General features: G+C 72.4%; 12 protein-coding genes. 11 read left to right on the top strand and 1 reads right to left on the bottom strand.

Going from position 1 to position 14,204, the window contains the following annotated elements; genetic code table 11:
- Positions 1–103: 103 nt before the first annotated feature.
- The 6 genes from ACQEVI_RS09550 to dtd all read left to right on the top strand — a co-directional run bounded on the left by ACQEVI_RS09550 (position 104) and on the right by dtd (position 4,602).
- Positions 104–1,219, top strand: coding sequence for an FUSC family protein (locus ACQEVI_RS09550; RefSeq protein WP_432897418.1), 1,116 nt, complete (start codon positions 104–106; stop codon positions 1,217–1,219).
- A gap of 176 nt (positions 1,220–1,395) precedes the next feature.
- A complete protein-coding gene (locus ACQEVI_RS09545; protein ID WP_432905888.1) occupies positions 1,396–1,773 on the top strand; it encodes a PadR family transcriptional regulator in 378 nt (125 codons plus the stop codon).
- Positions 1,773–2,750 carry a permease prefix domain 1-containing protein gene (locus ACQEVI_RS09540; RefSeq protein WP_432897415.1) on the top strand — a complete coding sequence of 326 codons (978 nt, stop codon included), beginning with the start codon at positions 1,773–1,775 and terminating at the stop codon, positions 2,748–2,750. The genes ACQEVI_RS09545 and ACQEVI_RS09540 overlap by 1 nt, the downstream gene beginning before the upstream one ends.
- Positions 2,751–2,759: 9 nt before the next feature.
- Positions 2,760–3,095, top strand: coding sequence for a DUF2516 family protein (locus ACQEVI_RS09535; protein WP_432897412.1), 336 nt, complete (start codon positions 2,760–2,762; stop codon positions 3,093–3,095).
- A gap of 8 nt (positions 3,096–3,103) precedes the next feature.
- Complete coding sequence (locus ACQEVI_RS09530) at positions 3,104–4,180, top strand: asparaginase (RefSeq protein ID WP_432897409.1); 1,077 nt, start codon at positions 3,104–3,106, stop codon at positions 4,178–4,180.
- Positions 4,177–4,602: a D-aminoacyl-tRNA deacylase gene (dtd, locus tag ACQEVI_RS09525; protein WP_377224004.1), complete on the top strand. Its 426-nt coding sequence runs from the start codon at positions 4,177–4,179 to the stop codon at positions 4,600–4,602. Before ACQEVI_RS09530 ends, dtd begins: the two co-directional genes overlap by 4 nt.
- A 15-nt stretch (positions 4,603–4,617) precedes the next feature.
- On the opposite strand, the gene ACQEVI_RS09520 is transcribed toward dtd, so the two are convergent.
- On the bottom strand, positions 4,618–6,582 hold the full coding sequence (locus tag ACQEVI_RS09520; RefSeq protein ID WP_432897405.1) for a LuxR C-terminal-related transcriptional regulator: 1,965 nt from the start codon (positions 6,580–6,582) through the stop codon (positions 4,618–4,620).
- Between the two features lie 454 nt (positions 6,583–7,036).
- Between ACQEVI_RS09520 and ACQEVI_RS09515 the strand changes: the two genes are divergently transcribed.
- The 5 genes from ACQEVI_RS09515 (at position 7,037) to ACQEVI_RS09495 (ending at position 14,166) form a co-directional block, all read left to right on the top strand.
- Entirely contained in the window at positions 7,037–8,710 is a 1,674-nt protein-coding gene (locus tag ACQEVI_RS09515; RefSeq protein WP_432897402.1) for a glycosyl hydrolase family 18 protein, read from the top strand.
- Between the two features lie 169 nt (positions 8,711–8,879).
- Positions 8,880–9,434, top strand: a complete 555-nt coding sequence (locus tag ACQEVI_RS09510; RefSeq protein ID WP_432897399.1) for an RNA polymerase sigma factor — start codon at positions 8,880–8,882, stop codon at positions 9,432–9,434.
- A gap of 55 nt (positions 9,435–9,489) precedes the next feature.
- Positions 9,490–10,383 (top strand): hypothetical protein, encoded by an 894-nt coding sequence (locus ACQEVI_RS09505; RefSeq protein ID WP_432897396.1) that lies wholly within the window; start codon positions 9,490–9,492, stop codon positions 10,381–10,383.
- An 80-nt stretch (positions 10,384–10,463) separates the two neighbouring features.
- The gene (locus tag ACQEVI_RS09500) at positions 10,464–10,907 is read left to right on the top strand and encodes an OsmC family peroxiredoxin (RefSeq protein ID WP_432897393.1); all 444 of its coding nucleotides are present in this window, start codon (positions 10,464–10,466) and stop codon (positions 10,905–10,907) included.
- A gap of 358 nt (positions 10,908–11,265) precedes the next feature.
- Positions 11,266–14,166, top strand: a complete 2,901-nt coding sequence (locus ACQEVI_RS09495) for an FAD-binding and (Fe-S)-binding domain-containing protein (RefSeq protein WP_432905886.1) — start codon at positions 11,266–11,268, stop codon at positions 14,164–14,166.
- The last annotated feature ends 38 nt before the right edge of the window (positions 14,167–14,204 follow it).

The raw sequence follows: 14,204 nt of genomic DNA, 5'->3' as shown, positions 1-14,204 counted from the left end.
GAGCGCACGTGTCAGACGTACAGGTCACTCCGCTGACCTGTACGTCTGACACGTCCATGCGGGTCTGACAGGTCGCCGGGCGGGCGGATGCGAGGATGCACCCGTGAGCTCACTGCCCGGCTCGGCCGACGAGATGTGGCGCAAGGCCATGCGCACGCTCATGCTGCGCACCCGGCTGCGTCAGGGCTGGACGCGCGCGCGGGCGGGCCTGATCCCGATCGCCCAGGCCTCGCTCGCCGCCGGCGCCGCCTACCTGGTCGCGCGGTACCTGCTGGGGCACGAGCAGCCGTTCTTCGCGCCCGTCGCGGCGTGGGTCCTCCTCGGCTTCTCCGCGCAGCGAGACGTCCGCCGGGTGTCGGAGATGGCCGTGGGCGTGGCGGTCGGCGTCGCCATGGGCGACCTGATCGTGCACCTCATCGGATCCGGCTGGTGGCAGCTCTCCCTGGTGCTCTTCATCTCCGCGATCGCCGCCCGGTTCATCGACCGCGGCGCCCTCCTCGTCACGCAGGCCGGGGTGCAGGCGATCATCGTGGTGGGCCTGCCCTCGGTCTCCGGCGGGCCGCTCGGGCGCTGGACCGACGCCCTGGTCGGAGGCGCCATCGCCCTCCTCGTCGCGCTGCTCACGCCTGGTGACACCCGGCGCCGCCCGCGGGCCCTCGCCGAGCAGGCGGTGACCGAGCTCGCCGAGACCCTGGAGACCCTCGCTCGTGGCCTGCGCTCGCGTGACGTCGACGACGTCCAGGCCGCCCTCGTCCGCGGCCGGGCCTCCGAGCCCGTGCTCGCCGAGTGGCAGGAGGCCGCGCGCGGGGCGCGGGAGCTGGCGCGGATCTCCGTGGGGCGGATGTATCGCGCGGAGCTCGCCCGGCTGGAGGAGCAGGCGGTGCTCGTGGACCGGACCATGCGCTCGGTGCGGGTGCTGGCCCGCCGCGTGCTCCCCGTCATCCAGGCCGACCACGACGTCGAGCCCGTGGCCGAGCTCGTCGAGGGCTTCGCGACCGGCGTGCGCCAGCTCGCGTCCGACGTCGGCTCCGGTGGTGACGGCAAGCGCGGCCGCGACGCCCTGACCGCTGTTGCGGCGGGGGTGGACCCGCGGACCGTCGGCGAGGGCGACTGGCAGGTGCAGTCGCTGGTGATGCTGCTGCGCTCGCCCGTCGTCGACACCCTGGAGGCCGCGGGAGCCTCCCCGGGCGAGGCTCGGGACGCGCTGCCGGAGCTGTAGACCCGGGCCGACTGCAGACTAGGTAGCGCCCCCGAGACGCTGACTGCAGAGTTGATTGCGGATACAGGCTCCCTATCCGCTACATCCTCTGCAGTCAGCCGACGGGGCCGCTACCAAGTCTGCTGCCGGGGATATCGTTGTAGTCAGGTAGTTGATCAGATATAGTAATTGCTGTGATGCAGAAATCGAGCGGTGCGACGCCGGACGGCGGGGCTGATGCCTTCGCCGCCGACCTCCTGCGCGGCCACACGGACACGATCGTGCTCGGCGTGCTGCGTGGCCGGGAGCGCTACGGCTTCGAGATCTACAAGGCGATCCGCGACGCGACCGGCGGCGACTACGAGATCAAGGAGGCCACGCTCTACGCGGCCTACCGGCGGCTCGTGAAGGACGGCCTGGTCGAGGCCTACTGGGGCGACGAGTCCCAGGGCGGGCGGCGCAAGTACTACCGCATCACCGACGCGGGCCGGGCCGTGTACCGGCGCAACGTGGACGCGTGGGTGGTCACGCGACGCACGATCGACTCCCTCCTCGACCTGAAAGGTTCCCGATGATGAACACGTCGGTGCATCGCCTGCTGGACGAAGCCTTCGCAGGCATCCCCGGAACCCCCGACGTGCAGGACCTCAAGGAAGAGATCCGCGCGAACCTCCTGGACCGCGTCGCTGAGCTGACGGCGGGTGGTGTCGCTCCCGACGAGGCCGCCCGGCGAGCTGTCGACGAGCTCGGCGACGTGCGAGCACTCGTCGAGGAGACCTCTGGCCCGGCAGCAGAAGGTGGGACGCTCACGCCCCCGGCGCCGAGCCCGACCATCTCGAGTGCCGCCGCCGCAGCGGCCGCGCTGGGCGCCATGCCCGTGGCACGCCGGTACGTCGCCGGAGTCGTCGTGGCATCGGCGGTCGCACTGCTCGCCCTCGCGCCGCTCGTCGCGATCATCGCGTTGGTGGTGGGCAGCGCAGATAGGATCACGCCCGACGGCTACGCGTACCTGCTCCCCATGATCGCAGGGCTGGTCCTGGCCGGCCCTGCCGTCGGCTGGATCGTCGCGGCGTCCCTCGTGCGGGAGACGGCCTCGAAGTTCGGGATGCCCCGGCGGCGCGCGACCGCGTACGGGGTGGCGTCGGCGCTTCTCGTGATTGGTCTGGTTGCAGGGGTCGAGAGCGTCCTGATGTTCGGTCGCGTCTACGTCGCGCTGCAGACGGGGGTGCCCCTGCTCGTCGCAGGTGGGGCGTGGCTCGCCTACTTGGTGGCCACCCAGACCAACCGGCACAAGCCGTGGGTCCTGGAGCTGGAGCGGCAGCACGCACAGGTCGGCAACCGCTTCGAGGAGGACCCCGCCGCGGCCGCGCGGTTCGGCATCTACACGATCATCCTGTGGGCGCTGATCGCTGCGGCGTTCCTCGCTGTCGGGTTCACGGTGGGCTGGCAGTGGGCGCTGCTGCCGGCTCTGCTCGGCGTCGCCGGGTTCATGCTGATGCTCGCTCGGATGCTGTTCGGTTCCGCTCAGGGGAACGACCGGTCCGTGCCGTAGGCTCTCGGCGTGGGATTCTTGCAGTGGTTCGTCATGGCCGCACTCGCGCTGGTGGTCTTTGTCGTGCAGGTCGTCGCACTGATCGACGCCGCACGCCGACCGGACAAGGGCTTCCGGGCCGAAGGGCGGTTGCCCAAGGTCGGCTGGCTGGCGATCCTCGGCGTCGCCGCCGCACTCGGTTTCCTCGGGCTGCCGCAGGGCTGGCTCCAGGGCGGGTTCATGTTCGGCTCCTTCCTCAACATCATCGCGGTGGCGCCGGCGATCATCTACTGGGTGAGCCTGCGTCCCCGTCTGCTGCCGTACAGCACGCGCAACCGGCCCCGTGGCCCGCAGGGCGGATGGTGACGGCCCCCATGGAGACCGGGCGGGTGGCGTCACCGATGGCCAGGACCGGCCGGACGACGTCGGGCAGCGTGCTCGACGACGCGGCGCCGCTGGCCGAGGTGATCCGCGGCGATCTGGTGGAGTCCGTGCACCTGGGGCACCTCGTGGTGCTCGACCCGGCGGGCCGGCCGGTGGTCCAGGTGGGCAACCCGACCAAGCCGATCTGGGCGCGGTCGTCGCTCAAGCCGTTGCAGCTCGTGGCGATGCTGCGCGCCGGGCTGGAGCTGCCTGACCGACTGCTGGCGCTGGCCGCGGCCAGCCACAACGGCGAGCAGTTCCATCTGGAGGGCGTGCTGCAGATCCTCGCCTCCAGGGGGCTCGGCACCGGCGCGCTGCAGAACACGCCTGACCTGCCGCTCTACCCGCCGGCCGCGCTCGAGTGGCACCTGGCGCCGCTGGGCGGCGGCCCTGGTCCGGCGTCGCTCGCGCAGAACTGTTCGGGCAAGCACGCCGCGATGCTCGTCACCTGCCTCGCGCAGGGCTGGGACATCGAGACCTACCTGTCGCCCGAGCATCCGCTGCAGCGCGCCATCCGCGCGACCATCCTCGAGCTGACCGGCGACGCCGAGGTGGTCATGCACACCACCGTCGACGGCTGCGGCGCACCCCTGTTCTCGACGACGCTGCTCGGCCTGGCGCGCGCGTTCTCGACCCTGGGCGCCGCGCCCACCGTCGACGTCATCTCCCACGAGGCGCGCGTCGGCCGTGCGCTGTCCGCGCACCCCGACATGGTGGGCGGCACCGGTCGCGACGCCACGCTCGCGATGGAGGCGGTGCCGGGCCTCGTCGCGAAGGACGGCGCCGAGGGCGTCTACGCCGCCGGGCTGCCCGACGGCTCCGCCATCGCGTTCAAGGTGCTCGACGGCTCCGCACGGGCACGTCCGGCGATCCTCGCCGCCGCCCTGCGCGCCGCGGGTGTGGCAGGTCTGCCGGGTGTGTACCCGGGCGGTCTCGACGGGCTGGGCCGCGTGCCGGTGCTCGGCGGTGGACGGTCGGTCGGCGAGGTCCGAGCGGTCTTCGCCGACGCGTACGAGGGCCGTCGATGAGGGCGGTCCTGCAGCGCGTCACGCGCGCCTCGGTGACTGTCGACGGCGAGGTGGTCGGCGCGATCGACAAGCCGGGCATCCTGGCGCTGGTCGGCGTCACGCACGACGACGGTCCCGCCCAGGTCGAGACGATCGCCCGCAAGATCGCCGAGCTCCGGATCCTGCACGACGAGAAGTCCGTGGCCGACGTCGGCGCGCCCGTGCTCGTCGTCAGCCAGTTCACGCTCTACGGCGACGCCCGCAAGGGGCGCCGCCCGACCTGGGTCCAGGCCGCGCCCGGGCCGGTCGCGGAGCCCCTGGTGGACGCCGTCGTCGCCGCGCTGCGCGAGCGCGGCCTGACCGTCGAGACCGGACGCTTCGGCGCCGACATGCAGGTGGAGCTGGTGGGCGACGGCCCGGTCACGATCCTCGTCGAGGCCTGACCGGGCGCGTACCGGCTAGCCGCGGAGCGCCAGCACCGCCAGCTCCGTCCGGGAGCGCACCCCGAGCTTGCGGAAGACCCGCCCCAGGTGCACCTCGACGGTGCGGACCGACACGTAGAGGTTCGCGGCGACCTGCCGGTTCGTCCGGCCCTGGACCACCAGCCGCGCGACGTCGAGCTCGCGTTCGGTGAGCAGGCCGTCCCACTGCCCGCAGAGATCCTCTTGCCCGAGGCCGGCCTGCCCGACGCCGGCGGCGGGCTCGTCCCCGGGCTCGTCCGGTGCCCGGCGCGCCGTCTCGCCCGCACCGGCGGGCACGAAGCCCGGCGTCTTGAGCGCCTGTTCGGCGATGTGCTCCCAGGCCTTCGCCCCGGACTCCTCGAACAGCTCGTGGGCCCCCAGCAGGTGCGCCGCGGCATCCCCGGGCAGTCCGAGACGCGCGTACGCGCGGGCCGCGACCAGCTCGGTGAGGCCGCGCTCGAACGTCGAGCCCACGCGCAGCGACGCCTCGACGGCCCGTTCGCGGGCCCGGTTGACGCCGGAGGCGTCCGCGAGGGCGAGCTCGGCCCGCGCCAGGTCGAGCCGACGCCGTCGCGTCGGCCCGCCGGAGAAGCTGCCCGCCGACTCCGGACCCGCTGTCGGCAGGACGTGGAGCCGCAGGCGTTCGTGCGAGTGCCGGGCGGCCCGGTCCTGGCCCGCGAGCACGAGCAGCTCCACCGGGTCGGGAGTGGGCAGCCAGAGCCGGCGCAGCTCGTCCCCGCCGCGTTCGGCAGCGAGCCCGAGCAGCGTGGCCGCCTCGACCCAGCGGCCGTCGAACACCGCGGTCTGGGCGCGGTCGCCCAGCGTCGCGGCTCGCACGACGGGCGCCACCTGCCCGGACACAGAGGCCTCCAGCGCGGCGGTCGGCCGGCTCAGGTGTCCCTCCCGGACCAGGTCGAGGCGCCGGGCGAGCGCTATGCCGAGCCCGCCGAAGGCGAGGGCGACGGGCAGGCGCTCGACGGCGTCGTCGAGCACCGACGCCGCGCCGGTGATGTCGCCGAGGCGCAGCGCGAGGTACGACTGCGCGACGCGCAGGTGCGCCTCCGCGAGCGGCGTCATGGCGTCGGAGGGGCCGTCGAACCACCAGCTGGGCGGGCGTGCGGGAGCCAGTTCCGCGACCTCGCCGAGGATGGTCGCGGCCTCACCGGGGGCGCCGTCGAGCATGCGCATCGTCTTGCGCGCGGCGGCGATCGCCGCACGGTCGGCGCCGCAGGCGTCGCCAGGGACCACCGCGTCGGGCCGGCCGTCCAGGAGGGCCAGCGCGATGCCGAGCGGGCGTGCGGCGTCGGGCGCACCTTCGGTGGTGGAGCCGGTGCCGGCGGCATGGGCGGCGCGGCGAAGGTGCATGACGGCGTCGTGCACGTGCCCCGCCCACAGCGCTGCGCGGCCGGCGACCGCGAAGGCGCGTGCACGCACCTCGTCGGTGCCGTGGCTGGCGGCCTCGCGAGCCACCTCGTGCGCGCGGTGGACGTCACCACGCGCGAGGTGCTGCTCGGCGAGCTCGACCAGCCCGTCCGCGAGCAGGGGATCGCCGGCGAGGGTGCTGAGCGCCGTGTGCCACATGGCGATCAGCGGTTCGTCGGCCCTGCGGTGCACCTCCGCGAGGGCCCCGTGGGCGGCCGTGCGGGTGGCGAGGTCGGCGTCCTCGTGCACTATCGAGCGGATACGAGGGTGGTGGAACCGGAACCGGCCACCCACGAGGTGCAGGTGCCGGCCGGCCGGTCCGGCCATGAGCGTGTCGATGTCGGTGCCCGACGCGGCGAGCAGCACCTCGGTGCGGTCCACCACGGCGACGGCGGCGACGAGCAGCACGCGGCGTGCGTCCTCGTCGAGGCCGAGCGGGCCGACCGCCTCGCGGACAGCGCGCGCGGCAGGTAGCGGGTCCGGCATGAGCGCCGTCCCGAGGAGATGCTCGTCGTCGAGCATCCGGGCTGTCTGGTCCACACATCCAGGTTCGTCACCCACCACTCGGCTGAGCTCGCACGCGACGTGAGGTGCCACTGTGCGGTCGCCAAGGGGGAGCGGAAATACGACTTGCTGCGGCAGCGCGGTCATCGTCGACACCCTCCCGGATTCGTTCAAGGTGCTCGCAAGTATGGCCTCCGAACGTTTCACCCGCATCAACCTGAGGTCACGACTTTTGCTGCGAACCGCCGCCTGACGTGCGATCCTGTCCGGCTCCGAGGGCGAGGTACCTGATACCGCACGAGGTTGTTTCGGAGGCGAAGGTTTCACCCCGTAACAACCTCGCGCGGATCGTGCGGTTCCACTACGTAGTCCCATCGTGTGGAATTCCCTTATTTCCCATTAACGCAGGTTTCCTTACTTTTAACGAAGCGCGACTTAGCGTGACCCGCCGTCACCGGATCGAAGACGACCGGACCAGAGAGGGAAGACGATGGACTCGACGTACGAACCGCCGTCAGGCATCAGCAAGACGGGCCGACGAATTCTTGCGGGGGTGGCCGCGCTCGCCGTGGCAGCCTCCGCCGCCGTGGCCGGCATCGGCCTCCGCGACGCCAACGCGGCGGAGAACGAGGCCGCCTCCGCCGCCGGAACCTCCGCCATCAACGGCTTCCGCAGCGTCGGCTACTTCGCCCAGTGGGGTGTGTACGGGCGTGGCTACCAGGTCAAGCAGATCGACACGTCAGGCGTGGCCGACGAGCTGACCCACATCAACTACGCCTTCGCGAACATCCACCACCAGAACCTCGAGTGCTTCGAGGCGAACAAGGCACAGGCCCCCGGGCCCAACGGTTCCGACGGCGCGGGCGACGCCTATGCCGACTACGGCATGAGCTACACGGCGGCCAACTCGGTGTCGGGTGCCGCGGACTCCTGGGACCAGCCGCTCGCGGGTTCGTTCAACCAGCTCAAGCAGCTCAAGGCCAAGCACCCCGACCTCAAGGTCATGATGTCGATGGGCGGGTGGACCTGGTCCAAGAACTTCTCGCTCGCGGCCAAGACGGACGCCTCGCGCGAGAAGCTCGTGTCGAGCTGCATCGACATGTTCATCAAGGGCAACCTGCCGGTCATCGACGGCCGCGGCGGTGCTGGTGCCGCCGCCGGAGTCTTCGACGGGTTCGACATCGACTGGGAGTGGCCGGGCTCGCCGAACGGCGCCGAGGGCAACCACGTCGATCCGGTGAACGACAAGCGCAACTTCAAGCTTCTGCTCGCCGAGTTCCGCGAGCAGCTCGACGCGCTCAGCGCTCAGACGGGCAAGGACTACGAGCTCTCCGCGTTCCTGCCCGCCAACCCCGCGGACATCACGGCCGGCGGCTGGAACGACCCCGAGATCTTCAACTACCTCGACTTCGGCAACGTCCAGGGCTACGACCTGCACGGTGCGTGGGACGCGGGCCTGACCGGACACCAGGGCAACCTGTACCACGACCCGGAGGACCCGCGGGAGTCCGCACGGCAGTTCAGCGTCGACCTCGCGGTGCGGTCGTACACGGACGCGGGGATCGACCCCGCACAGCTCGGCCTCGGCCTCGCGATGTACGGGCGCGGCTGGACCGGTGCCCCGTCGTCCGACGCGTGGGGTACCGCGACCGGTGCGGCCTCCGGGCAGTGGGAGGCCGGCATCAACGACTACGACGTGATCAAGAACGTCGGTACCGGGTACTACGACGCCGACCTCGGAGCCGCCTGGCGGCACGACGGCAACAACTGGTGGTCGTACGACAACGAGCAGTCCGTCAGGGCCAAGGCCGACTACATCCGGGCCGAGGGCCTGGGCGGGGCCATGTGGTGGGACCTGTCGGGTGACCGGTCAGGCACCCTGACCGGCGCGCTGCAGGGTGTGCTCGGCACCGGTACGCCGGGACCGGTGGAGGGCGGCGGTCCGACGGACCCGACCGATCCCCCGGACCCGACGGACCCGCCGGACCCGACCGACCCGCCGGTCGAGGAGTGCACGGCGGCGGCCTGGAGCGCGTCGGCCGTCTACGTGGGCGGGAACACCGTCTCGCACAACGGCCACGAGTGGCGCGCCAAGTGGTGGACACAGGGCGAGGCACCCGCACCGTCCGAGTGGGGTGTGTGGCAGGACCTGGGCGCCTGCTGAGCTGAGCTGTCAGACGCTCCCGCAGTTGTCAGACCCCCAGGTCACTCGGGTGACCTGGGGGTCTGACACGTGTGCACGCGTCTGACACGTGCGCGGGTCGAGCCTGTCGAGACCGTTTTGTTGTGCGGCGCGGGTGCAAGGACCCCGGCGGCCACGACAGAGTGTGGGGGTGGACGACAGCCCCGGCGCCCCGCAGGACGATGTGCCGCACGAACGGCCTCCGCACGACGAGGCCTGGTTCAGCGCACTCTTCGACGCGCACTCGCGCGCCCTCTACTCCTACTTCGTCCGTCGGCTGCCCGACGGCGGACGCGCCTCCGACGCCGAGGACCTCGCCGCCGAGGTGCTCGCCACCGCGTGGCGCCGTCGCGACGACGTGCCGGACGGGGCCGAGCTGCCGTGGATGTACCGGACGGCCGGCTACGTGCTGGCGAACCACCGGCGCAAGATGCGGGCGCTGCCCGTCGCGATCGTCCCTGACGAGCCGGACGACGTGGACCCCGCGACCTTCGCCGCCACCGACGACGCCGTCCGGCAGGTCCTGTCCAGGCTCTCCCCGCGCGACCGGCGCATCCTCCTCCTCGTCGCCTGGGACGGGCTGTCCGGGGACGATCTCGCCGGGGTGCTCGGGGTCTCCCGCGGCGGCGCCGATGCGGCGTTGTCCCGCGCGAGGGCGCGGCTCCGCGACGCGTGGGACGCCCACGAGCAAGCGGCGGACGCATGAGCACATGTAGAGGGTGTGCGCGGTGCGCAGCCGAGCACTGCACGGAGGGACGGCGATGAACGAGCACGAACGGCAGGCGGACCCGGCGTTCGACCGCCTGATGGCGGCGGACCCCGCGAGGCATGCGCCAGTTCCGGTCCAGGGCGTGCTCCGGGCCAAGGTGGACGCGCTGATCGCCGAGGATCCGGGTGGTACCCCGCCCGGGGGCGTGCCCACAAGGACCACAACGCCCGCAGGGCACGAGCAGGGGGACGAGCTCGCGCTGCGGCGCTACCGGCGTCGGACACCGTGGCTGGTCGCGGCCGCGGTGGCCGGCATCGTCGCGGCGGGCGGTGGCGGCTACCTGGCAGGGGAGTCGGGGGCCGGTCCCACGGCGGCGTCGGAGATGGCGGCGGACCAGGGCGCGGGCGAGGCCGCCGACGGGCCGTCGGTCGTGGTCGAGCCGGACAGGGGCGACAAGGGCACAGGTGAGGCCGAGTCCCACCTGGAGTCCAGGGGGTCGGAGCCACTGGTCGCCGGCGGTGACCTGCCGACGGCGACCGGGCTCGTGTTCCACGCCGGCGCCGGGCTGTCGGACGCGCCGACGACGGCCGAGGTGCGCGTGGCCGGGACGTCCGGCGAGAGCCTCGGTTCCTACCCCGTGATCAGCGAGGTGGAGGCCGTCGGGCGGCTGGGCGACCCGAGGTTCGCCGGCGCGGTGCTGGGGATGACCCAAGAGGATCCGCCGGCGCAGGAGGAGGCCGGCCCGTCGACCGCACCGGTGCCCGGCGGGCCGCTCGCCTGGCCGGTCGAGGACGTGACCATCAGCTCCGCGGCCCTCATCGAGGTGCGTTACACGCTGCCCGACGGCACGGTGCTGCTCGTGCCCGCCTACGACCTCACCGACGCCGAGGGCAACGGCTGGACCGTCATGGCGGTGGACGAGGAGTTGCTCGACCTCGCACCGTGACGCGACCGCCCTCCGGCGTCGTAGGGTCGGGCAAGCAGGAACTCGTCCGAGATCACATCGCGATATTCAAGGAGTGCACCATGCCAGCACGTACCGCTCGCACCGCCTGGAACGGCACCTTCCAGGAGGGCTCGGGTCAGGTCGAGCTCTCGTCGTCGGGCGTAGGCACGTACGACGTGTCCTTCCCGGCGCGTGCCGCCGAGGAGGCGAACGGGGTGACCAGCCCCGAGGAGCTCCTCGCCGCCTCCCACTCGTCGTGCTTCACGATGGCGTTCACGAACGAGCTGGGCGGGGCCGGTGCCACGCCGGAGCAGATCGAGGTCACTGCCGTGGTGACCCTCGGCCCGGACCCGGCCGGTGGCCTCTACATCAGCAAGAGCGAACTGACCGTGCGTGGGTTCGCCACCGGCATCGACGAGGCAGGCTTCAAGGCTGCTGCCGAGGCCGCCAAGGTTGGCTGCCCGATCTCGAAGGCGCTCACGGGCGTAGGCCAGATCACCCTGGACGTAACTTTCGAGGGCTGACCCTCTCTCCGTTGAGTGCTGGATATTCGCCCTGTCGGCGGCTGCGGGAGGGCGAATATCCAGCACTCAACGAGTGAGTTGGACGGGTGTGCGGGCCGCCGTACTCGGGTGCGAGAATCGCGGGGTGCCCTCGCAGACCCACGACGCCTCCTTCCGCAACGGCATGAACGACACCGGCCACACCGCTGACGACGCCGAGGCCGCCCGCGCGGCCCGCGAGAAGGCCGAGGCCCGTGCCGCCGAGGAGGCGGAACGCCGTCAGGCCGAGAGCGAGGAGCGACGCAAGGCCGCTCGTCGCGAGGCGGACCACGCCGCCGAGGCCGCGCGTGAGGCGGTCGCCGACGCGCTGCGCACGGCCATGGACGGCGCCGTCGACATCAGCACACGCCGGCGCGCCGAGTACTCCACCGACGCGTCGAACTACCGGGTGGTTCCCGAGGGTGTGGTCTTCCCGGAGACGGTCGACGACGTCGTCGCGGCGCTCGAGGTGCTGCGCGAGCTCAAGGTCCCGATCACGGCACGCGGCGCGGGCACGTCCGTCGCGGGCAACTCGGTGGGGCCCGGCGTCGTGCTCGACCTGGGTCGCAACCTCAACCAGGTGCTGAGCATCGACCCGGAGCAGCGCACGGCCCGGGTCCAGCCGGGCACGATCATGTCGACCCTCCAGGCGGAGGCCAAGCCCCACGGCCTGCGCTTCGGCCCGGACCCGAGCACCCAGAACCGCGCGACGCTCGGCGGCATGATCGGCAACAACGCGTGCGGCCCGCACGCCGTCGCCTACGGGCGCACCGCCGACAACGTGGTCGCGCTCGACGTGATCGACGGCGCCGGGCGCCGGTTCACCGCGGGCTCCGGCGACCCGGAGTTCGCCGACGTCCCCGGCCTCAAGGAGCTCGTCAGGGACAACCTCGCGCTGATCCGCACGGAGTTCGGCCGGTTCGGCCGGCAGGTGTCGGGCTATTCGCTGGAGCACCTCCTACCCGAGAACGGCTCGAACCTCGCCCGCGCCCTGGTGGGTACGGAGGGCACGCTCGTCACCGTCCTGGAGGCGGAGCTCAACCTGGTGGAGACGCCGGGCGCGCCCACCCTCGTCGTCCTCGGTTATCCCGACATGCCCACCGCCGCGGACGACGTCCCGCGGCTCCTCAGGCACAAGCCGCTCGCGATCGAAGGACTGGACGCGCGTCTGGTCGACGTCGTCCGGCGCGCCAAGGGCGCGGAGTCCGTCCCGGCGCTGCCCGACGGCGCGGGCTGGCTCATGATCGAGGTCGGCGGATCGTCACAGGCCGAGGCCATGGGCCGCGCGGACGCGATCGTCGCGGCGTCGACGGCGCTGGACTCCGTGGTGCTGCCCGCGGGCTCGGACGCCACCAAGATGTGGCAGATCCGGGCCGACGGCGCCGGGCTCGCCGGCCGCACGCCCGCGGGGGAGCAGGCGTGGCCCGGCTGGGAGGACTCCGCGGTGCCGCCCGAGAAGCTGGGCCCGTACCTGCGCGACCTGCAGGAGCTGATGGACCGGTACGGCGTCGACGGCCTGCCGTACGGGCACTTCGGCGACGGCTGCGTGCACCTGCGGATCGACATCCCGCTGGAGACGTCGGGATCGGTGCTGCGGACCTTCATGATCGAGGCGGCGGAGCTCGTCGCCGGTTACGGCGGGTCCCTGTCCGGCGAGCACGGCGACGGCCGCGCCCGCTCCGAGCTGCTGCCGCTCATCTACTCGCCCGAGGCGATCGCGCTCATGGAGCGGTTCAAGGCCCTGTTCGACCCGAAGGACCTGCTGAACCCGGGCGTCGTCGTGCGGCCGCGGGCCGTGGACGACGATCTGCGCCGCCCCCAGGCCGCGCCGGTGCGGACCAAGCTGCCGCTGGCGGGCAAGGGTTCAGGGCACGGCGTCCGGCGCAAGTCCGGGTACGAGGGGTTCTCGTTCGCGCACGACCACAACGACCTGTCCACCGCCGTCCACCGCTGCGTGGGCGTGGGCAAGTGCCGGGCGGACACCTCGGCGTCGGGCGGCTTCATGTGCCCGAGCTACCAGGCCACGAAGGACGAGAAGGACGTGACGCGCGGGCGTGCCCGCGTGCTGCAGGAGGCGGTGAACGGGACCCTCGTCGGGGGCCTCGCGGCGCCCGAGGTCCGGGAGTCGCTGGACCTGTGCCTGTCGTGCAAGGCGTGCTCGAGCGACTGCCCGGCCGGCGTCGACATGGCGCAGTACAAGTCCGAGGTCCTGTACCGGACCTACCGCGGCAAGCTGCGGCCCGTGGACCACTACGCACTGGGCTGGCTGCCGCGCTGGGCCCGCCTGGCCGGGGCCGTCCCCGAGCTGGTCAACGGCCTGCTGGGCGTGAGGTGGATCGGCAAGGCCGTGCTGCGGGCCGGCGGCATGGACACGCGGCGGTCGATGCCGAAGTTCGCCGAGGTCCCGTTCCGGCAGTGGTGGGCACGCGGGGGTGCGACGCACGGCGTCCCGGGGCTGCCCGTGGTGGCGGACGAGGGGCTGGGGGTGCCCGGGCGCGAGGGCGAGACGGCGGCCCGGCTCGCGACCAAGCCCAAGGTGGTGCTCTGGACGGACTCGTTCAGCGACACGCTCTCCCCGTCGGTCCCGCAGGCCGCGGTGAAGGTGCTGACCAAGGCCGGGTACTCGGTGATCGTCCCGGACGAGCAGGTCTGCTGTGGCCTCACCTGGATCTCGACAGGCCAGCTCGACGGCGCGCGGCGCCGGCTGCTCAAGCTGCTGGAGGTGCTCGGGCCCTACGCGGTCAACGGCATCCCGATCATGGGGCTGGAGCCGTCCTGCACGGCGGTGCTGCGCTCCGACCTGCTCGACCTGTTCCCGGACGACCCGCGCGCGCAGGCCGTCGCCCGCATGACGCGGACGGCGGCGGAGCTGCTGACCTCTGACGACGTGCCGGACCAGTGGGAGATGCCCTCTCTGGCGGATGTGTCCGCCGTCGTGCAGCCGCACTGCCACCAGCACTCGGTGATGGGGTTCGAGGCGGACCGGAACCTGCTGGAGAAGGGCGGGGCAAAGGTCGAGGTCCTCGCGGGCTGCTGCGGCCTGGCCGGCAACTTCGGCATGCAGAAGGGGCACTACGAGACGTCGGTGGCGGTCGCGGAGAACGCGCTGCTGCCCGCGCTGCGCGACGCCGCCCCCGGCACCACCTACCTGGCCGACGGCTTCTCCTGCCGCACCCAGGCCCTGGACCTGATGGGTGTGGAGGGCAAGTCCTTGCTGGAGGTCATCGCTGACCGGCTGTAGGAGTGATGTGATGCGGGTCTCCTTTTGAGGACGCAACT

This window comes from Promicromonospora sp. CA-289599, from assembly GCF_050936155.1.
Classification (GTDB): Bacteria; Actinomycetota; Actinomycetes; order Actinomycetales; family Cellulomonadaceae; genus Promicromonospora.
The sequence above is the reverse complement of the archived record's forward strand: the minus strand, read 5'-3'. Positions and strand labels throughout refer to the sequence as shown.